Here is an 18778-nt window from a genome sequence, read left to right as displayed (position 1 = left end):
TCAGGTGGCCGGGTGGGCCGCGGTGCGCTCCACGTGCACCCGCTCCGCAGGCAGCGGCCTGCCCCGGTCGTCGACGAAGCCGGCGCTGACGGGGCGGCCGTCGTCGCTGCGGTAGGCGGTGGTGGCGGGCGCCCGCGAGGGGGTGTGGGCGTCCCCCCACTGCTGCAGCGCGGCGAGCGCCAGGCCGAGCTGCCGGCCGGAGGCGGTGAGGTGGTAGGCGTCACGCGCCCGCTGCCCGGGTTCGCGGTACGTCTGCCGGGTCATGACCCCCGCCTCGACGAGGGTGGACAGGCGGGCGCTCAGGACGTCCGGGGCGATGCCCAGCGTCGAGCGGAAGTCGCTGAAGCGCGTGGTGCCGGCCAGGGCCTCGCGCAGCACGAAGAAGGTCCACCGCTCCCCCACGACCTTCAGCGCGTTGGCCAGCGAGCAGGGGTCCTCGCCCTGGTAGTCGCCGCGCACGTCCAGGTGCGCCGGCGGTCGTTCCTGCGGTGCGGCGCTCACCGCCCCATCATCGCCGGTGCGCTCGCGGGCGACCAGGCGGCGCGGGACCACCCCCCCATCTGAGTAGGAATAGACAACTCAGGTGGGGGGTTGACGCCCACGACCAGCACGACCACCACGAGGAGGACGACCGTGAGCACCACCGACGGCACCACCAGCGCCGCGAACAGCACGAGCAGCGCGATCAGCACCCCGGCCGACGCCGGCGACGCCGTCCCGCACGGCCTCGTCCCCGCCGACGTCCTCGCCTCCGCGACCCCCGTCGCCGTGTACGGCTACGCCCGCGCCAAGGCCGGGCGCGAGGAGGAACTGCTGGCGGAGATCCGCAAGGTCATCGCCCCCACCCGCGCCGAGGCCGGCTACGAGCAGTACGAGGTGCACACCACCGCCGAGGACCCCCGCGCGTTCGCGTTCTACGAACGCTGGTCCTCCGGGCCGGCCCTGCTCGCCCACGTCTCGCAGCCGTTCATGCAGGCGTACTTCGCCGCCATCGGCGAGCTCGTCGAGGGCGAGCTGGAGGCGCACTGGCTGCGTCCCCTCACCGCCCGGTCCGCCGGCGGCGTCAACGGCGGCGCATGACGTACCCGGCGTGGTGCAGCTCGTCGCCGACGAACTCCCCGAAGGCCCAGAAACCCAGGTCGTCGAGGTAGTCGATGCGGTCCCCGTCGATCCAGAACGAACCCTGGAACGCGTGCGCCCGCCCGCCCCGCGTCTCGTCGTAGCGGCCGTCGGCGCTGAGGAACTGGTGCAGGAAACCGCTCCGGTCGACCCACTCACCCGTCCGCGAGGCGTCGACCGGAGCCTGCTGCCGCGCACCGCTGGAGAGGTCGACGGCCCGGGTGGGCTTGCCGTCCCACTGCACCACCGCCCCGTCGACCACGGCGGCCAGCGCGGGACTGCTGCGGTCGACCAGGCGGCGCAGCAGCGACACCTCGTCCTGCCCGGCGTCACCGGCCTCCAGGACGGCGAAGGTCGCCGCGTTGCCCGGCGCCAGGGCTCCCGAGCGCCCGGAGCGGTGCGGCCGCAGCCCGGCGAGCGCGGCGGTGTCGACGACGGCCGGCACGACGACCAGCCCGGTGCAGTCGACGACGATCGCGTCGTCGTCCTCCGCGGCGGTCAGCAGGCCCGGGCCGATGCCGACGATGCGCTCGCCGCCCAGGAGGAGGTCCGCCCGCTCGAAGTCGCCGAGCAGCGGGTCGGCGGTCAGGATCCGGGCACCGGCGAACAGCAGGGGCCGGTGGCCGCCCCGGGCGTTGGACTCGATCACGTCCAGCAGTCCTGCGGTGGAGGGAGTGCTCATGGCTGCCACCGTGCGGCGCCCGGGCGACCGCTGCCAGGCCCCGGCGCACCCTGGCTGCCCGCCGCCGGGCTCCCTAGCATCCACAGGGGCGAGCCGTGCGTCCCCGAGGACCCGGAACACCCGGAACCCCGAAGAACCCCGGAACCCTGAAGAACCCCGGAACCACGAGGAGACGCGATGCGCCCGACCACGACGGCACCCGACCGCACGACGGCGGCGGCCGTCGCCACCGTGGTGCCCCTCGCGCTCCTGCTGCCCGCCACGGCCGTGGCCGTCTGGTGGGCCGTCGGCGACCTGTCCACGCCCGGCGGCGACCCCGGTCCGGAGTTCGCGGACCCGCGGCTGTCCGCCGCCGGGGAGACCGCGGCGGGCGTGCTCTCCCTGCTGGTCCTGCTCGCCGCGGCGGTCCTGCTCTCCCGCAGGTCTTCCCTGCTGCGCCGCGACCGGCGGTGGTGGGCGGTGCTGCTGCCCGTGGTCGCCGCCGGCGCCCTGCTCGCGGTGGCTCACCGCGTGGCCACCGCCGCGACCGTGGGGGCCAACATCGGCATCGGGCTGATCTCCCTGCCCGGCGTCGTGCTCGCCGCCGCGGCGCTGCTGTGGTCGCTGCTGCGGGGGAGCCGGCTGCTCCTGCAGCACCGGCGGCGCGCGAGGCGCTGAGGCGGATCCCGGCTGCGCGCGGGTGGGGTCCTCCCCACCTGCACCAGGCCCGGCTGCACCCTGGTGCGCCGGGAGGCGGGCGGCGAGGGTTGCGCCGAAGCCTTCCGCGACGAGGAGTCCTCCGTGTCCGACGTGACCACCCCTTCCACCTCCACCTCTCCCGCGCCCGCGCCCGCGCCCGCGGCGACGGGAACCGCCTCCGCGGGTGCACCGGTCGCAGCCGGCGCGCCGACCTCCCGCCGGCTGGCGCTGGCCGGGCTGGCCTCGCTGGCCGTGGCCGGCACCGCCGGGGTCCGCACCGCCGGACCGGCCACGGCCGCGGACCCCGGCGGTGCCCGGGTGCCGGCCGCCGTGCGGCGCGCGGCGCAGCACCTGGTGCGCGCCGACGGCTTCCCCGGCGTGCTCGGCGCGCTGAGCACGCCCGGCGGGCGCGTGCGGCGCTTCACCGCCGGTGTCGCGGACCTGTCCACGGGCGCGCCGGTCCCCGCCCGCGGGCGGGTCCGGGTGGGCAGCACCACCAAGACGTTCACCGCGGTCGCCGTGCTGCAGCTGGTCGGTGAGGGGCGCGTGCAGCTGGACGCGCCCGTCGAGACCTACCTGCCCGGCCTGGTGCGCGGACAGGGCGTTGACGGGCGCGCCGTCAGCGTGCGCCAGCTGCTGCAGCACACCAGCGGGCTGCCGGAGTACACCACCGCGTTCGCCGGCGACTTCTTCGCCGTGCGCGAGCTGTACAGCGACCCGCGCGACCTGCTGGACATCGCGCTGCGCCAGCCGGCCGTCGACGCCCCCGGCACCCGGTGGCAGTACTGCAACACCAACTACGTGCTGGCCGGGCTGCTGATCCAGAGGGTGACCGGCCGCCCTTGCACCGAGGAGGTCACCCGCCGCGTCATCGCGCCCCTGCAGCTGCGCGACACCTCCTTCCCCGCCGCCGGTGAGCGCGGCATCGCCGGCGAGCACCCGCGCGGCTACCACGCCGACGCCCCCGGCGCCCCGCAGCGCGACATCACCGACCTGGACCCCTCGTGGGCGTGGTCGGCGGGCGGGCTCGTCTCCACCCTCGCCGACCTCAACCGGTTCTACCTGGCCCTGCTCGGCGGGCGCCTGCTGGCGCCGGAGCAGCTGCGCCAGATGCGGACCACGGTCGAGGCGCCCGGCACCTGGGAGGGTGCGCGCTACGGGCTGGGGTTGTTCAGCACCCCGCTGAGCGACGGACGGCTGTACTGGGGGCACGGCGGCGACATCCCCGGCTACGAGACGCGCGGCGGCGCCACCGACGACGGCCAGGCGGTCGGCGTCGCGGTCACCGCCCTGCCCGCCGCCGTGCCGGACCCCGAGCAGGCGGCTGCCGACGTGCTGGCGCTGGTGGACACGGCCTTCACCAGCTGAGCGGCGCCGGCGGAGAACCTCGCACGCCGTCGACGACGATCGCCGCGCCGCAGCGGTGACCACCGCCCGGAACCCGCCCCTTGACCCTCACACCGTGTCAGCCTGGACGGTGGAGGTGCCATGTTCAGCATCGGGGAGTTCGCCACCACCGCCCGGGTGTCGGTGCGCGTGCTGCGCCACTACGACGCCCTGGGTCTGCTGCCGCCCGCGGCGGTGGACCCGGCCACGGGCTACCGCTCCTGCAGCGCCGCCCAGCTCGGCCGCCTCAACCGCGTCCTGGCCCTGAAGGACCTCGGGCTCACGCTCCAGCAGGTCCGGACCGTCCTGGACGAGGAGGTCGGCGTGCAGGAGCTGCACGGGATGCTCCGGCTGCGGCGGGCGGAGCTGGCGGAGCAGGTGGCGGCCGACGCCGCCCGCCTGCGGGCGGTGGAGGCGAGGCTCCGCACCATCGAGGAGGAGGGCACCGTGGGAACCCAGGACGTCGTCGTCAAGGACACCGAGCCGGTGCGCGTCGCGGAGCTGTCCGCGGTCGCCGCCAGCTTCGAGCCGGACGAGATCGGCCCCGTCATCCAGCCCCTGTACGGGGAGCTGCACCGCAGGCTCGCGGAGGCGGGCATCCGCCCCGCCGGGCCGGGCGTCTCCTGGTACGAGCACGCCGGCGAGCACGCCGAGGCGGTCCGCGTGCACGCCGGCGTCGTGGTGGACGCGGGCCAGCAGGCCCGCGCGGGCCTGGAGGTCACCGACCTGCCGGCGGTGCGGGTCGCCACGATCGTCCACCACGGCCCGATGGACGGCGTGGGCGCCACCTGGCAGGTCCTCGCGCGCTGGATCGAGGACAGCGGCCACCGGCCCCTCGGCCTCGGCGGGGAGGTGTACCTGGACTACTGCCCCGAGGACCCGTCGAACGGGGTCACCGAGCTGCAGATCCCCGTCGCGCCCGTCTCCGGCGGCTCGCCGGAGGGGGCGTAGGCGCGAGCCGCCCCCGGGGCGAGGCGCCGCGCCCGGCCCCGGAGCAGCCGGCCGGGGCTCAATCGCCCGGCACCAGCGAGTCCGGGGTGGAGGAGGTGAAGACGAGGTCGGCGTACCGGTCGGCGTTGCGGCGGATGAAGGCGGCGACGAAGGGGCACAGCGGAACCACGTGCAACCCCCGCCGCCGCACGTCGTCCAGCGCTCCGCGGACGGTCGCCGTGGCCACTCCCCGGCCCTCGAAACCGGGCAGCACCTCGGTGTGGGAGAACACCAGGAACTGCCGGGTGGACAGGTACTCGGCGATCGCCGCCAGCTGGGCGTCGATGCGCCCCTCGTAGCGGTGCCGGGCGGGCTCGTCGCGCACCACGACGTCCTCGGTGACGTCCTCGGTGACGACCTCGGTCGCCGCGGGGCCCGCGACCCCCTCCGCGCCGCTCACGACCGCGGCCCGACGCCGTCGGCGCCGGCGCCGCCGGCGTCGGCGAGGGCGGCGGCCTCGTGCGCCTGCACGGGAGGCAGGTGCTCGTGGGCGTGCTCGATCTCGACCTGCAGCTCCTCGGGACCGCGGTCGGCGCGGGCGACCACCTCCGCCCAGCGCGCGGCCACGAGGGCACGCCGCTGCTGGGCGGCGCGCTCGTGGCGGGCGCGCACGGCCTCGGTGACCAGGTGCAGCTCGGCCGCCGCGCGCCGGGCCTCCTCCGACAGCCCGCTCACGCGGGGATCCGCGGGCCGCTGGTGGCGTCGAACCCGACCGTGCCCACCGTCTCGTCCACCGTCTCGTCCATCGTCTCTCCTCCCGCCGGCAGCCACCTGCCGGACGATCCGTCGTCGTTCCCCGTGCACTGGCGGACCGGGCGGGCTACCCGTCACCGGTGCCGCGGGTCAGCTCCGCCCGCCGGGCGGCGGCGGCCACGTGCAGGACGCGCTTGCCGCGCACGTGGCGGGTGGCCAGGTCGCGGTAGGCCTCCTGCACCGCCTCCAGCGGGTAGGCGGCCGCGACGGGGATGCTGATCCTGCCCTGCGCGACCAGCTGCGCGAGCGCGGCCCAGACCTTCGGGGTGTCCGCCTGCTCCTGCGCCTCGTGGTGCACCCCGTGGCGCTGCACCGCCCGCCCGTCGGCGATGGTGTTGATGCGGTGCGGGGGCGCTCCCAGCGCCAGGGCGACGTCCACGGCGGGCGGTCCGAAGGTGTCCACGCAGGCGTCCAGGCCCGCCGGCGCGGCGGCGCGCACGCGCTCCAGCAGGCCCGGCCCGTAGCGCACCGGCACGGCCCCCAGGGAGGTGAGGAAACCGGCGTTGGCCTCGCTCGCGGTGCCGACGACGCGGGCACCGCGCAGCAGCACCAGCTGGGTGGCCACCACGCCCACCCCGCCGGCGGCCGCCGACACGAGCACGGTCTCCCCCGGCTGCGGGTCCACCGCGCGCACGGCCGCCCAGGCGGTGGCGCCGGCTCCGGCGATGCCGGCCGCCTCGTCCCACCCCAGGCCCGCGGGCACCGGCGCCAGCCGCCCGGGAGTGGTGAGGACGAACTCCGCCTGCGCGGCGCGCGGGCTGAAACCCAGCACCGCCTCGCCCACGTCCAGCCCGTGCACACCCTCCCCGACCTCGGCGACGACACCCGAGAAGTCGTTGCCCTGCCCCTCGGGGAAGCTGGCCGGCCACAGGTCGGCGAACACCCCCTCGCGGATGCCGATCTCACCGGGGTTGAGCGCCGCCGAGACCACCTCGACCACCACGCCGCCGGGTGGCGCGGACGGGCGCGGGACCCGGACCACCTCGAGCACCTCGGGTCCGCCGTAGCGGCGGAAGCGCACCGCCCGGCTCGAGACCACCGGCTCGGCCACCGCGCCGCTCACGCCCGCACCGCGACCGTCGCGGAACCCTCGACGGGCCGGTTCACCGCACGACCCGGACGTTGTAGGCCGTGGAACCGGTCGCGCCCATCAGCGCCAGGGACAGGAACAGGTAGTGCTCGCTGGCCCGGGCGGTCTCGATGCCGCCGAGGTCGACGTGCGTCTCCGGCTGCCAGCCCAGGTCCGTCAGCAGGCCCGCGGTGACCCGCTTGGCGTCGGCGTCGTCACCGGACAGGAACACCGAGCTCGGCGCGCCCAGCGACTCCGGCCCGACCATCACCGCGGCGGGCACCGTGTTGAGCGTCTTGACCACGCGCGCGGCGGGGAAGGTGCGCTGCACCAGCGCGCCCAGGCCGACCTCGGGGTGCAGCAGCTCGAAGTGCTCGTCGACCGCGTTGGCCACGTCGACGAGCACCTTCCCCTCCAGCGCCGCGGCACCCACCTGCTGCTGGAGCAGTTCCAGGCTCCTGGCGCCGGGCAGCGCGTTGACGACGACCTGCGCGCCCGCGGCCGCTGCGGCCAGCGGGGCCGACGGGAGGTCACCGCCGTCGCGGCCGGAACCCTCCCGCACGCCCAGCACCACCTCGTGGCCGCTGCGGGCCCACCCGCGGGCCAGCGCGGAGCCGACCCTGCCTGCACCGAGCACCGCGATCCGCACGACGTCCCCCCTCCGGTTCGTTGGAACCGCAGTCTGCCGACCCTCCGGAGCGGGTGGGAGGCCCCCGGACTCCTACCCTGCTGCGGGCACCGGCGGCGAGGACGCGCCCGTTGCCACGACGGTGAGGTCGGCCTATCCTCCGCAGTCATGGCGAAGCAGAACGAGCTCGGCAGCTTCCTGCGCGCCAAGCGTGCCGCCACCTCGGCCGACGACGTCGGCCTGCGCTCGCTGGGACCGCGCCGCGTGCCTGGGCTGCGCCGCGACGAGGTCGCCTCCCTCGCCGGGGTCAGCGTGGACTACTACACCCGCCTGGAGCAGGGCCGTGAGACGCGTCCTTCCGCGCAGGTGATCGACGCCCTCGCCCACGTGTTCGGGCTGGGCCCGCAGGAGCGCCGGCACGCCTACTCCCTGGCGCACCTGCTGTGGACACCACCGCTGCCGGCGGCGCGGGCGCCCGTGGGCTCCCCGCTCGTGGAGCTGATGGACGCCTGGCCCGACGCGGCCTGCTTCGTGCTGGACCCGATCCTCGACGTCCTCGAGATGAACTCGCTGGCGCGCAAGCTCTTCACCCCGTTCCGCTCCACGGCGAACCTCGCCTCGATGGTGTTCCTGGACCCGGCCGGCCCGGTGTTCTACACCGACTGGCAGCGCGCCGCGAGCAGCTGCGTGGCGAACCTGCGGGCCACGGCCGACGTCCACGTCGGCGCCACCCGCCGCGAGGAGCTGGTCGCGACGCTGCGCGCCGGCAGCGACGCCTTCGCGCGGCTGTGGTCGGCGCACGAGGTCCAGCCCAAGACGCACGACAGCAAGGAGCTGTTCCACCCCGCGGTCGGTGCGATCACCGTCCGGTTCGACGCGCTCGAGGTCTCGGCGATGCCGGGTCACCAGCTGGTCGTCTACCGGGCCGACCCCGCCGGCGCCAGCGGCCGGCGCCTGCGCGCGCTGGCCGCGGCGGACACGGCCTCCCTGCGCGCCGCGGGCACCGGCGCCTCGAGCAGCCCGAGCGGCGGCACCGGCGAGGACCTCGGGCGGCCGGGGACGGCGCTGGAGGTCGCTGGGGAGCAGTAGCGCACCCAGGCGCGGGCACGGGCGGCTGCCTACCGTGGCAGGTGTGTGCTGAACCGCCCCACCCGCCGAGCGCCTCGGCGGCGCTGAACCGCGCCCTCGACGTCGTCGGCGCCGACCCGCGCTGGCAGCGCCTGCACGCGCCCCTGGGCGAGGTCGGCAACCTGGCCCACGCCGTCTTCCTGGAACCGGCGGCCGGCTGGTTCTTCCTCGACCACGAGCAGGTGCAGGTCGCCGTGGTGGCGCTGCTGCGCGGCGGCGATCCGCGCGCCGCGGGAAGCGCCGGCCGACCGGGCGCGCGCGGGGCCGCCGAACCCACCACCGGGTCCGTCGAGCGCTGGGGCAGCGTCGTCGAGGACCTGCGGACGCGCAGCCCGCAGTTCCGCCGCCTGTGGTCGGGCTTGCACGTCAGGTACCGCACGCGCACCTCCTGCCCGGTGCACCACCCCGACCTGGGAGCGATCACCGTCGACCGCTTCGTGAGCCGCGCGGCGGACGGTTCCTGGCTGGAGCGTGTCCAGGCGCCCGCGGACAGCCCTGCGGCGCAGGTGATGGCGCTGCTGGACCTGATCTGAGGAGGGCCCCCGCGCGGTGGTCCCGCCCGTGCCCGGAGCCCGCGGCTGGCCCCATCGCACCCTGGTTCGCCCCGCCGGCTCAGCGCAACCTCCTGCCAGGCCCGCGAACGCTCCGACCGGGCCCCACCGCGAACCCGCAGGAGGAACACCACCATGACCACCGTCGCGATCGACTCCCCGCAGGCCCGCGAACTGCTGCTGCAGCGGCCCGCCGAGCGCCCGCTGCTGCTGACCGGCGCCGTCGTCGTCACCCAGGACCCCGCGGTGGGGGTCCTCTCCCCCGGTGAACTGCTCGTGCGGGGCACCCGCATCGAGGGCGTCGGGCAGGTCGGCACCCTGCCGCGCAGCGAGGACACCCTCGTCCTCGACGCCGGCGGGCACCTGCTCTCCCCCGGGTTCGTCGACACCCACCGACACGCCTGGGAGGCGCAGCTGCGCCAGCTCATGCCGGACGTCGACGACCTCGGCCAGTACGTCACCTCGACCCTGGTCGGCATCGCCCCGGCCTACCAGCCCGAGGACGTCCACCTCGGCACCAGGCTCGCCGCCCTGACCGCCATCGACAGCGGCATCACCTGCATGCTCGACTTCGCCCACAACGCGCGCAGCGCCGCGCACTCCGACGCAGGCGTGCAGGCGTTGCTGGACACCGGGATCCGCGGGGTCCACGCCTCGATGCGCCCGCACTTCGGCGCCTGGGACGGGCACTGGCCCAAGGACCTGCACCGCCTGCGCGAGCAGTTCTTCCGCACCGACGACCAGCTGCTCACCCTGCGCCTGGCCGCCCTGGCCACCGACGAGATCGCCGGCCCGGAGCCGGCCTACGGCCCGCAGCTGGCGCAGGTCGCGCGCGAGCTCGGCATCGGCGTCAGCGTCGACGCCGTCTTCGGCGCCTCCGGCTCGCGGGCCGTGCTCGCCTGGGCGGAGGCCGGTCTGCTGTCGCCGGAGGTCACCCTCATCCACTGCAACGGACTGGACCAGCAGGCCTGGCGGGCCATGGCCGACACCGGCACCACGGTGTCCACCGCCCCCACCTCCGAGGCGCAGATCGGCCTGGAGAACGCGGTCCCCGCCGTCGACGAGGCGCTGGCCGTGGGCATCCGCCCGGGCCTGAGCATCGACGTCGAGGTGGCGCTGGCCAGCGACATGAGCACGCAGATGCGGGCCCTGCTCGCCATCCAGCGCATGCGCGCCGTCGAGGGCGCCTACGGCACCGACCGGGTGCCGCAGCGCATCGGCGTCCAGGACGTCCTCGACTTCGCCACGATCGAGGGTGCCCGCACCAACGGCCTGGGCGAGGTCACCGGGTCGCTGCGCGCCGGCAAGCAGGCCGACCTCCTCGTCGTGGACGGGCGGGCGGTCAACACGATGCCGGTCAACGACCCCGTCGGGACCCTGGTGCTGTCGGTGGACGCGCGCAACGTCCAGGGCGTGCTCATCGCCGGGACGCCGCGCAAGTGGGCCGGGCAGCTGCTGGGCGTGGACGTGCGCGCCCTGGAGGCCGACGTGGTCGCCTCCCGCGACGCCGTCCTGCGGCGCGCCGGGCGTCGGTGACCGGCCGGGCCGTGCGCCGGCCGCGGCGCTGCCGCACCTCGAACGGGTGGCCGTGCCACGGCCTGGTCGACCCGGCGCCCCCGGGACAACCTGGGAGCAGGTCGCCGGCGCGAGCCGCACGACGGCCACCCCGGACACCGATGCCCTGAGCAGGGCCACGAGCACGGAAGGAACCTGGACATGACCACCTGGCTGATCAGCGGAGCCTCCCGCGGACTGGGAGCGGAGATCGCCCGCGCCGCGCTGCGCGGCGGCGACGACGTCGTCCTGACCGCCCGCGACGTGCAGCACCTGCCCGAGGACCTGACCGCCTCCGAGCACCTGCTGCCGCTGGCGCTGGACGTCACCGACCACGCGAGCATCCCCGCCGTGGTGCAGGCGGCCGTGGACCGCTTCGGCGGCATCGACGTCCTGGTCAACAACGCCGGCCGGGGGCTGCTGGGAGCGGTCGAGGAGGTCGGCGACGCCGAGGCGCGCTCCCTGTTCGACCTCAACGTCTTCGGGCTGCTGGCCCTGACGCGGGCGGTGCTGCCCGTGATGCGCCGCCGGCGTTCGGGCACGCTGGTGCACATCGGCTCCCGCTCGGGTTTCGAGGGCGAGCCGGGCGTCGGCCTCTACAGCGCCTCCAAGTTCGCCGTCGCCGGCATCAGCGAGGCCCTGGCCGCGGAACTGGCGCCGTTCGGCATCCGGTCGATGGTCGTCGAACCGGGCGTCTTCCGCACCGACTTCCTCGACGCCACCTCGCTGTCCCTGCCGGCCCAGCGCATCGCCGACTACGACGGCACCCCCGCGCACGTCACGCTGGACTGGAGCGCGCAGGCCAACCACACCCAGCTGGGCGACCCCGTCAAGGGTGCGCAGCTGATCCGCGACGTCGTCGCCGGCGGGGACCTGCCCTCGCACCTGTACCTGGGCGCGGACTCCATCGAGCGCCGCGAGGCGCTCATCGAGCGCGCGCAGAGCGACATCGCCGCCTGGCGCAGCAAGTCGGTGGCCACCGCCCACGACGACGCCCACGACGACGCCCTCGCCGGCGCCTGAACCCGGCGCCCTCCCGCCACACCGATCAGCGCACCGACCACCACACCGGAGAAGGAGAACACCGTGTCCGCAGAAGTCCTCACCACCGGCACCCTGCAGGGCCGCACCGCCGTGGTCACCGGCGCCTCCAGCGGCATCGGCGAAGCCACCGCCGAGCGCCTGGCCGCCCTCGGCGCCAGGGTCGCCGTCCTGGCCCGGCGCAAGGACCGCCTCGACGCGCTCGCCGAACGCATCAGCGCTGCCGGCGGCAACGTGCTGGTCCTGCCCACCGACGTGACCTCCCGCGAGCAGCTGGCCGCGGCCGCCGAGGCGGTCGAGCGCGAGTGGGGCGGGGTCGACCTCGTCTTCGCCAACGCCGGTGTGCAGCTGGTCTCCGAGATCGGCGCGCTGCAGGTGGCCGACTGGAACGCCCAGATCGACCTGAACGTCAAGGGCGTCATGAACACCATCGAGGTGTTCGTGCGCTCGCTGGAGGCCGCCGCCACCGAGGGCCGCCCCGCGGACCTCATCACGACCTCCTCCATCGCCGCCACCCGCGTGCTGGAGAAGTTCTCCGTCTACTCCGGCACCAAGGCCTACATCAGCCACCTCACCCGGCTGCTGCGCACCGAACTGGGCCGCAAGGGCGTGCGGGTCGCCACCGTCGAGCCGGGCATGGTCGACACCGAACTGCCCGACCACGTCACCGACCCCGACGCCAGCCGCCTGATGGCCGACCTGCTGCAGCAGATCGACTGCCTGCAGCCCGCCGACGTGGCCGAGACGGTCGCCTTCGTGGCATCGGTGCCCCGGTACGTGAACCTCACCGAGATCACGATCCTGCCCACCGGCCAGGCGATCTGAACGACCGGCTCGCCGAACCGCTCACCGAGCAGTGGACCCGACCACCAGCGAACCCCCTCCCGAAGGCAGGTACCGGTGATGACCACGCCCCCGACACCACCCCCGCACCCGCGGGGACACCGCGCCCCGCGACTCGCCCGGCTGTTCGCCCGGGGTTCGTGGCCGGAGACCCGGCGCATCAGCAGCGTCCTGCGCAAGGAAACCGTCGGCGGCGCCCTGCTGCTGCTGGGCACCCTCATCGCCCTCGTCTGGGCCAACTCCCCCTGGGCCGACGCCTACACCCGGCTGCGCGACACCGCCATCGGCCCCCACGCCCTGCACCTGCACCTCACCCTGGGCCAGTGGGCCGCCGACGGGCTGCTGGCCATCTTCTTCTTCATCGCCGGCCTGGAACTCAAGCGCGAGTTCGTCGCCGGCGACCTGCGCGATCCACACCGCGCCCTGGTCCCCGTCGTGGCCGCCGTCGGCGGCATGGCCGCACCCGCCCTGCTCTACGTCATCCTCAACTGGAACAGCGGCGGCGACGACGGCGACGGCGGTAGTGGGGCGCTGCGCGGCTGGGCCATCCCCACCGCCACCGACATCGCCTTCGCGGTGGCGGTGCTGGCCGTCATCAGCACCCACCTGCCCACCGCGCTGCGCACCTTCCTGCTCACCCTGGCCGTGGTCGACGACCTGCTGGCCATCACCATCATCGCCCTCTTCTACACCGACACCCTGGCCCTGGCGCCGCTGCTGGGCGCGCTGGGCGTCATCGCCCTCTTCGGGTTGCTGGTGCAGAAGCGGATCCGCTCCCCGTGGCTGCTGATCCCGCTGGCCCTGACCGCCTGGACGCTGATGCACGCCTCCGGCATCCACGCCACCGTCGCCGGTGTCCTGCTCGGCTTCGCCGTCCCCGTCCTGGGAGCGCGATCGGCCGACGCGACTGCCAGCGGTCACCAGCAGGCCGGGCAGGGAACCGGGCACGGAACCGGGCACGGGATGGCCGAGCACTTCGAGCACGTGTGGCGGCCGGTCTCGGCCGGTGTGGCCGTCCCCGTCTTCGCCTTCTTCTCCGCCGGTGTCACCGTCGGCGGCCTCAGCGGCCTGGCCACCTCCTTGCAGGACCGCGTCGCGCTGGGCATCGTCGCCGCCCTGGTGGTGGGCAAGACGATCGGCATCCTGGGCGCGACCGCGCTGGTGGCGCGCTTCACCCGCGCCCGCCTGGATCCCAGCCTGTCGTGGTGGGACGTGCTGGGCGCCTCCCTGCTCGCGGGCATCGGTTTCACCGTCTCGCTGCTCATCGGGGAACTGGCCTTCGGCGCCGGCAGCGAACGCGATGAGCACGTCAAGGTCGCGGTGCTGACCGGTTCCCTGCTGGCCGCCACCGCGGCGACCCTCGTGCTGCGCGCGCGCAACCACACCTACCGCCGCCTGCACGAGGCCGAGCAGGTCGACGCCGACGCCGACGGCATCCCCGACGTCCACCAGGGATCCCTGACGGCCAGGTGAGCTGACCCGCTCCGCCGCCTCCTCCACCGTCGCCCGCGCCACCACCTCGCACCCTCCGGAGTGATCGTGTCCACCCACGTGCTGCTCGTGCTCACCACCGCCCTGGTCGCCCTGGCACCGGCGATGGCCCGGCGCGTCCACCTGCCGGCGCCCTCCGTGCTGTTCCTGCTCGGTTGCGCCCTGGCGGTCGCGCCGCTGGGCGGCCAGGTGCACCTGGAACCGGAGTTCGTGCTGCTGGTGCTGCTGCCCGTCATCCTGTACTGGGAGGGCTACACCACCTCCGTGCAGCACGCCTGGCGCTACCGGCGCGCCATCGTGCTGACCGCCGTGCCGCTGGTCGTCGCGACCGCCGCCGTCGTCGCGGTCACCGCCCACGCCCTGGGCCTGGGCTGGACCGCCGCCTGGATCCTCGGGGCGGTGCTCGCCCCCACCGACGCCAGCGCGGTGGCCGCCTACGCCAGGGCGCTGCCGCTGCGGCTGATGACCATCCTGCGCGGGGAATCCCTCATCAACGACGGCACCGCGCTGGTGCTCCTGGGCATCGCGATCTCCGCCGCCCAGGGCGCGCACGTCAGCGCCGCCTCCGCCGCCGGCGAGCTGGCCTGGGCCTACGCCGGCGGCACCGCCGTCGGCGCCCTGGTCGCCGCCGCCGGTCTGCTGGCGGTGCGCCGCAGCCAGGACCCCCTGGTGCTCGCGGCCGTCTCGGTGGCCGAACCCTTCGCCGCCTCGGTGCTGGCCGAGGCCGTGCACGCCTCGGGCGTGGTCGCCGTCGTCGTCTGCGCCCTGGGCATCAGCCGCAGTGCACGCCAGGCGGTGCCCGCCTCCGGGCGCCTGCAGGTGCACGCCTTCTGGGAGACGACCTCCTGGCTGGTCAACGGTGCCCTGTTCGTCCTCGTCGGGCTGGAGGCGCGCTCGGTCTTCGACTCCCCGGCCGTCGACGCCGGCCGGGCCGGCGCCCTGGTCGGGCAGGGCCTGCTGCTGGCCGCGCTGCTGATGGCGGTGCGGGTGGCGTGGCTGTTCGCCACCGCCTGGCTGGTGCGGGCGCTGGACCGCCGCCCGGTGCAGCGCGAGCTGCGGATCCCCTGGCGGCTGCGGCTGGTGGCCGCCTGGTCGGGCATGCGGGGCGGCGTCTCGCTGGCCGCGGCGCTGTCGGTGCCGGTCGGCCTGGAGGGCGGACCGTTCCCCGGCCGGGACGCGGTCCTCGTGCTCACCTTCGTCGTCGTCGGGGCCACCCTGCTGGTGCAGGGGGCGACGCTGCCGCTGGTGATCCGCTGGGCGCACGCGGACGGGGGCCAGGACGAGGAGGCCACCGCGCTGGCCAGGGCGGTGCGGACGCTGGACGCGGCCGCCGACGAGCACCTGCAGCGGACCCTCGAGCGCGACCCCGGCGCCCGCCTCCCGGTCGAGCACCTGCGCCGGCACGCGCACGACGGCCTCGAGCGGGCCGACCGGGAGCGGCTGGTGCGGCTGCGCCGCGCCGCCCTGCAGCGCGAGCGGGAGGTGCTGGCCTCGCTGGTGCGGCGCGGGGAGCTGGAGGACACCCAGATGTGGCGCCTGCAGGAGCGCCTGGACCTGGAGGAGGCGCTCCTCGTGACCGGCAGCGAGCTCCCGCACGCCGCGGCGCGGCCTGCCCCCGCCCTCGCGCGGCACCGGCCCGGGAGGACGTCGTGAACCGCACCGGGACGCCGCGGAGGACGCGGAGTCAGCCTCCCCGGCCGGTCCCGCGGCCGGGCGCGCTCATGGTCCCCGTCGCGGGCGTGCCCGCGGCGAGGGCGTAGCGCAGCAGCACGGTGCCGCGGGGACCGGCCGCGGGTGGTTCGAGCAGCGCGAGGTTCGTGGGCACCGCGCCGGCGGCGAACACCCGCTTCCCCTCACCGAGCACGATCGGGTGCACCCACAGGTCGAGGCGGTCGAACAGCCTCTCGCGCAGCAGGGTCTGCACCAGGTCCAGGCTCCCGACGACCCTGACGTGCTCGTGCCGCTCCCGCACCTGCCGCACCGCACCGGCCAGGTCGGCGCCCAGCTGCGTGGAGCCGGCCCAGGGCAGCCGCGGCCTGCCGCGCGAGGCGACGTACTTCGGGACGCCGTTGAACAGCGCGGCGATGCCGCCGTCCTGCCCGCCCCGCTGGTGCGGCCAGTGGGCCGCGAAGATGTCGTAGGTGCGCCGGCCGAGCAGGAGGGCGTCGGTGCCCTCGTAGGCGGCGGCGACCTGCGCCCCGGAGACCTCGTCCAGCAGCGGCGCCTGCCAGCCGCCGAAGCGGAAGCCCCCGGGGTCCTCCCCGGGGCCGCCGGGCGCTTGCCCGACCAGGTCGAGGGTGGTGAACAGCTCGATGTGGACGAGGCCCATGCTCTGCTCCCGGTGCGTCGGTCGTCTCGTTCAGCGGGTGGACCCGTGCACGGCGGAGGACTCATCGCCGCGACGGCGCCGGCTCCACCGCAGGTCGTGACCCCGGTCGCCTTCCCGCGCGGGCCGGAGCTGCAGGACGGCGACGGCGGACAGGACGAGCAGGCCGCCGGTGAGCTGGACGGGGCCCGGGAACTCCTGCAACGCGAGGGCGGCCGACGCGGTGGTGACGACCGGCTCGAAGGTGGACAGGATCACCGCGGTCGAGGGTCCGGTCCGTCGCAGGCCGGCGAAGAACGCGAGCACCGCCACGACGGTGGACACGACCGCGATGCACACCAGCCACCACCACCCCCTCCAGCCGAAGCCGAGATCCACCCCGCCGGTGACCGCCGCGCGCACGGCCAGCGCGGCGGCGGCACCGGCCATCACCAGCACGGACAGCACCACCGGCGCGGTGCGCCGCACGAGGACGTCGGCGACGAGGACGTAGGCGGTGTACGTGAGCGCCGAGCCGAAGGCCAGCAGCGCACCGAGGGGGGAGGAGCCCGCACCGCCGGACCCGAGCAGGACGAGCAGCGTCCCGCCGGAGGCGACCACCAGCGCCGCGCAGCGCCTCGGCGTCAGGCGGTCACGACCGAGCAGGACCGCGGTCACGGTGACCAGCGAGGGGTGGGTGTAGAAGATCAGCGACAGCAGCGCGGCGTCCACGAGTTCCAGGGCCGCGAAGTACAGGCTCGCCTGGGTGGCGTAGCCGACGGCCCCCAGGCCGACGGCCGTGACCACGGCAGCCGGGCCCGGCCGGGCCCGCACCACGGCAGGGGTCCGCCGGTCCGGTGCCGGGGGCGGCGGGTGGCGCAGCGCGGGCCGCACGAGCAGCAGCGCCGCCAGCAGGACGGCGGCCAGGCCGAAGCGCACCAGGAGCAGGGCGCCGGGGGCGACACCGGCCTCGTAGGCGAGCTTGCCGAAGACCGCCATCGCGCCGAAGCACGCGGCGGAGACCAAGCACAGCGCGGGACCCACGACCCCAGGATCGACAGCGGCAACCACCAGGTCCAGTGACGATACCTGGGGTCGAACGTTTAGTGTTCCTGGATGGTCGTGTTCGATCTGCGCCGTTTGCGCCTCCTGCGGGAGCTGGAGGAGCGCGGCACGCTCGGTGCCGTCGCCGCCACCCTGGGCTACAGCCCCTCGGCGGTCTCCCAGCAGTTGAGCGTGCTGGAGAGGGAGGTCGGGACGGCGCTGCTGGAGAAGGCCGGCCGCGGGGTGCGGTTGACCGACGCCGGGCACCTGCTCGCCCGGCACGCCCGCGTCCTGCTCGCAGCAGCCGAAGCGGCCGCGACGGACCTGGCCGCCCTCGGCGAGGAGGTCCGCGGCACGGTGCGCGCCGGCGGTCTGCAGTCGGCGACCCGTCGCCTGCTGGTGCCGGCTGCGGCGCGCACGACGGCCGATCACCCCCTGGTGCGCCTGGAGGTGAGCGAGCTGGAGCTGGAGCAGGCGCTGCCCGGCCTGCGCACGGGCACGGTGGACCTCGTCATCAGCGACGAGTACGACGGCCACCCCCGGCCCCGCCCCGCCGGCCTGCGCTTCGCACCCCTGCACGAGGAACGCCTCGAGCTGGTGCTGCCCGCGGCGCACCCCCTGGCGCAGCACGGTGGACCCGTCCCCCTGGCCGCCCTGCACGGGGAGGCCTGGGCCACCTCCGCCGAGGGGACCGGCCACCACGCCATGGTCGTCGGCACCTGCCGCGCCCTGGGCGGCTACGAACCCGACGTGCGCCACCGCGCCGGCGACGCCGAGATCCAGCTCGAACTCGTCCGCACCACGGGAGCCGTCGCACTGCTCCCGGCCCTCGCCCTGCCCGTCGCGGACGCCACCCTCGCCGTCCGCGACGTCGCCGAGGCCGTCGTCGGGCGCCGCCTCGTCGCCGTCACCCGCGACGTCCCCGCGACTCCCGCCCTGACCGCCTTCCTCGCCGCCGTCGAGGCCCAGGTCCACCGGCTCGACGAGCGAGCGGGCGCTCCGCGCTCCTGAACCCCTGCCGCGACCCGTGGCCTCCCGTGCCCGACGTCGCCGAGGTCTTCCCCGCGCCGACCACTGCCGCGCGGGGGTTTCCGCGCATAGGCTCGGCGCGTGCAGGCGGGCGAGTCCTCCTCCGGAACGGCGGGAGCCGTGGCCACGCTCGCGCTGGCCGGCTCCGCGGCCCTCGCGTTCGGCGTCGTCGACCTCGTGGGGTTCAGGACGGACGGCGCCGAGGCGCTGTCGATCACCGCCTGGCTGCTCGGCTGGGCGCTGCTGGCCTGGGCGCTGCTCGTCGGGTGCTGCTGCGCGGTCCAGGTCGTCCACGGGTTCGCCTCCCGGCGCAGGCCGGTGCGGCCCGGGGTCCTGCTCCTCCTCGCCGGCACCCTCGTCGTCGTCCTCGTCTGCACCCACCTCCCGTTCGGGAGCGGCTCGGGTTCTGGCTGAGGACCGCACGGCGCGACGCGACGTGCAGCAGGTGCGGCGCCGCTCCACCCGGGGGATGACGCGGTGCTCGATC

Annotated in this window: 21 protein-coding genes; 13 read left to right on the top strand and 8 right to left on the bottom strand. The window is 75.6% G+C overall.

Features of this window, described 5'->3' with window-relative positions; all coding sequences use genetic code 11:
• Positions 1-501: a winged helix-turn-helix transcriptional regulator gene (locus tag ACRYM2_RS01335; protein ID WP_432519294.1), complete on the bottom strand. Its 501-nt coding sequence runs from the start codon at positions 499-501 to the stop codon at positions 1-3.
• 132 nt (positions 502-633) lie between these two features.
• Here ACRYM2_RS01335 and ACRYM2_RS01330 point away from each other — a divergent pair, with 132 nt between their 5' ends.
• A complete protein-coding gene (locus tag ACRYM2_RS01330; protein ID WP_432519292.1) occupies positions 634-1080 on the top strand; it encodes a putative quinol monooxygenase in 447 nt (148 codons plus the stop codon).
• Here ACRYM2_RS01330 and ACRYM2_RS01325 read toward each other — a convergent pair.
• Complete coding sequence (locus tag ACRYM2_RS01325; protein ID WP_432519291.1) at positions 1064-1801, bottom strand: Atu4866 domain-containing protein; 738 nt, start codon at positions 1799-1801, stop codon at positions 1064-1066. The two genes, ACRYM2_RS01330 and ACRYM2_RS01325, sit on opposite strands and share 17 nt — an antisense overlap.
• 177 nt (positions 1802-1978) lie before the next feature.
• Between ACRYM2_RS01325 and ACRYM2_RS01320 the strand changes: the two genes are divergently transcribed.
• From ACRYM2_RS01320 to ACRYM2_RS01310, 3 genes are all read left to right on the top strand, one after another.
• Positions 1979-2458, top strand: coding sequence for a hypothetical protein (locus ACRYM2_RS01320; protein ID WP_432519290.1), 480 nt, complete (start codon positions 1979-1981; stop codon positions 2456-2458).
• A gap of 123 nt (positions 2459-2581) precedes the next feature.
• Positions 2582-3847, top strand: coding sequence for a serine hydrolase domain-containing protein (locus ACRYM2_RS01315; RefSeq protein ID WP_432519289.1), 1266 nt, complete (start codon positions 2582-2584; stop codon positions 3845-3847).
• A 120-nt stretch (positions 3848-3967) separates the two neighbouring features.
• Positions 3968-4816: a MerR family transcriptional regulator gene (locus ACRYM2_RS01310; RefSeq protein WP_432519288.1), complete on the top strand. Its 849-nt coding sequence runs from the start codon at positions 3968-3970 to the stop codon at positions 4814-4816.
• A gap of 58 nt (positions 4817-4874) precedes the next feature.
• Here ACRYM2_RS01310 and ACRYM2_RS01305 read toward each other — a convergent pair whose 3' ends face one another.
• From ACRYM2_RS01305 to ACRYM2_RS01290, 4 genes are all read right to left on the bottom strand, one after another.
• The gene (locus ACRYM2_RS01305) at positions 4875-5255 is read right to left on the bottom strand and encodes a GNAT family N-acetyltransferase (protein ID WP_432519287.1); all 381 of its coding nucleotides are present in this window, start codon (positions 5253-5255) and stop codon (positions 4875-4877) included.
• Positions 5252-5530, bottom strand: a complete 279-nt coding sequence (locus ACRYM2_RS01300) for a hypothetical protein (protein ID WP_432519286.1) — start codon at positions 5528-5530, stop codon at positions 5252-5254. Before ACRYM2_RS01300 ends, ACRYM2_RS01305 begins: the two co-directional genes overlap by 4 nt.
• A 145-nt stretch (positions 5531-5675) precedes the next feature.
• On the bottom strand, positions 5676-6671 hold the full coding sequence (locus ACRYM2_RS01295; protein WP_432519285.1) for an NADP-dependent oxidoreductase: 996 nt from the start codon (positions 6669-6671) through the stop codon (positions 5676-5678).
• A gap of 40 nt (positions 6672-6711) precedes the next feature.
• On the bottom strand, positions 6712-7326 hold the full coding sequence (locus ACRYM2_RS01290; RefSeq protein WP_432519284.1) for an NADPH-dependent F420 reductase: 615 nt from the start codon (positions 7324-7326) through the stop codon (positions 6712-6714).
• A 147-nt stretch (positions 7327-7473) separates the two neighbouring features.
• Between ACRYM2_RS01290 and ACRYM2_RS01285 the strand changes: the two genes are divergently transcribed.
• The 7 genes from ACRYM2_RS01285 (at position 7474) to ACRYM2_RS01255 (ending at position 15566) form a co-directional block, all read left to right on the top strand.
• The gene (locus ACRYM2_RS01285) at positions 7474-8394 is read left to right on the top strand and encodes a helix-turn-helix transcriptional regulator (protein WP_432519283.1); all 921 of its coding nucleotides are present in this window, start codon (positions 7474-7476) and stop codon (positions 8392-8394) included.
• 41 nt (positions 8395-8435) lie between these two features.
• Complete coding sequence (locus tag ACRYM2_RS01280; protein WP_432519282.1) at positions 8436-8966, top strand: MmyB family transcriptional regulator; 531 nt, start codon at positions 8436-8438, stop codon at positions 8964-8966.
• Between the two features lie 153 nt (positions 8967-9119).
• Entirely contained in the window at positions 9120-10520 is a 1401-nt protein-coding gene (locus tag ACRYM2_RS01275) for an amidohydrolase family protein (protein WP_432519281.1), read from the top strand.
• 180 nt (positions 10521-10700) lie between these two features.
• Complete coding sequence (locus ACRYM2_RS01270) at positions 10701-11561, top strand: SDR family NAD(P)-dependent oxidoreductase (RefSeq protein WP_432519280.1); 861 nt, start codon at positions 10701-10703, stop codon at positions 11559-11561.
• A gap of 63 nt (positions 11562-11624) precedes the next feature.
• Positions 11625-12404 carry an SDR family oxidoreductase gene (locus tag ACRYM2_RS01265; RefSeq protein WP_432519279.1) on the top strand — a complete coding sequence of 260 codons (780 nt, stop codon included), beginning with the start codon at positions 11625-11627 and terminating at the stop codon, positions 12402-12404.
• Positions 12405-12482: 78 nt separating this feature from the next.
• Positions 12483-13895 (top strand): Na+/H+ antiporter NhaA, encoded by a 1413-nt coding sequence (nhaA, locus tag ACRYM2_RS01260; protein WP_432519278.1) that lies wholly within the window; start codon positions 12483-12485, stop codon positions 13893-13895.
• 66 nt (positions 13896-13961) lie between these two features.
• On the top strand, positions 13962-15566 hold the full coding sequence (locus ACRYM2_RS01255; RefSeq protein WP_432519277.1) for a Na+/H+ antiporter: 1605 nt from the start codon (positions 13962-13964) through the stop codon (positions 15564-15566).
• A 31-nt stretch (positions 15567-15597) separates the two neighbouring features.
• Here the strand turns inward: ACRYM2_RS01255 and ACRYM2_RS01250 are convergent, their stop codons facing one another.
• Positions 15598-16242, bottom strand: coding sequence for a dihydrofolate reductase family protein (locus tag ACRYM2_RS01250; RefSeq protein ID WP_432519276.1), 645 nt, complete (start codon positions 16240-16242; stop codon positions 15598-15600).
• A 30-nt stretch (positions 16243-16272) separates the two neighbouring features.
• Positions 16273-17262, bottom strand: coding sequence for a DMT family transporter (locus ACRYM2_RS01245; protein ID WP_432519275.1), 990 nt, complete (start codon positions 17260-17262; stop codon positions 16273-16275).
• 72 nt (positions 17263-17334) lie between these two features.
• Between ACRYM2_RS01245 and ACRYM2_RS01240 the strand changes: the two genes are divergently transcribed.
• The gene (locus ACRYM2_RS01240) at positions 17335-18273 is read left to right on the top strand and encodes a LysR family transcriptional regulator (RefSeq protein ID WP_432519274.1); all 939 of its coding nucleotides are present in this window, start codon (positions 17335-17337) and stop codon (positions 18271-18273) included.
• Positions 18274-18372: 99 nt separating this feature from the next.
• Positions 18373-18705, top strand: coding sequence for a hypothetical protein (locus tag ACRYM2_RS01235; protein ID WP_432519273.1), 333 nt, complete (start codon positions 18373-18375; stop codon positions 18703-18705).
• The last annotated feature ends 73 nt before the right edge of the window (positions 18706-18778 follow it).

The organism is Kineococcus aridisoli (genome assembly GCF_050871885.1).
GTDB lineage: Bacteria > Actinomycetota > Actinomycetes > Actinomycetales > Kineococcaceae > Kineococcus.
The sequence above is the reverse complement of the archived record's forward strand: the minus strand, read 5'-3'. Positions and strand labels throughout refer to the sequence as shown.

Excerpts from the sequence above, each read along its gene's own strand:
- ACRYM2_RS01250 (WP_432519276.1), bottom strand. The coding sequence starts at position 16,242 with ATGGGCCTCGTCCACATCGAGCTGTTCACCACCCTCGACCTGGTCGGG.
- nhaA (WP_432519278.1), top strand. The coding sequence starts at position 12,483 with ATGACCACGCCCCCGACACCACCCCCGCACCCGCGGGGACACCGCGCC.
- ACRYM2_RS01285 (WP_432519283.1), top strand. The coding sequence starts at position 7,474 with ATGGCGAAGCAGAACGAGCTCGGCAGCTTCCTGCGCGCCAAGCGTGCC.
- ACRYM2_RS01325 (WP_432519291.1), bottom strand. The coding sequence starts at position 1,801 with ATGAGCACTCCCTCCACCGCAGGACTGCTGGACGTGATCGAGTCCAAC.
- ACRYM2_RS01310 (WP_432519288.1), top strand. The coding sequence starts at position 3,968 with ATGTTCAGCATCGGGGAGTTCGCCACCACCGCCCGGGTGTCGGTGCGC.
- ACRYM2_RS01320 (WP_432519290.1), top strand. The coding sequence starts at position 1,979 with ATGCGCCCGACCACGACGGCACCCGACCGCACGACGGCGGCGGCCGTC.
- ACRYM2_RS01275 (WP_432519281.1), top strand. The coding sequence starts at position 9,120 with ATGACCACCGTCGCGATCGACTCCCCGCAGGCCCGCGAACTGCTGCTG.
- ACRYM2_RS01270 (WP_432519280.1), top strand. The coding sequence starts at position 10,701 with ATGACCACCTGGCTGATCAGCGGAGCCTCCCGCGGACTGGGAGCGGAG.
- ACRYM2_RS01240 (WP_432519274.1), top strand. The coding sequence starts at position 17,335 with ATGGTCGTGTTCGATCTGCGCCGTTTGCGCCTCCTGCGGGAGCTGGAG.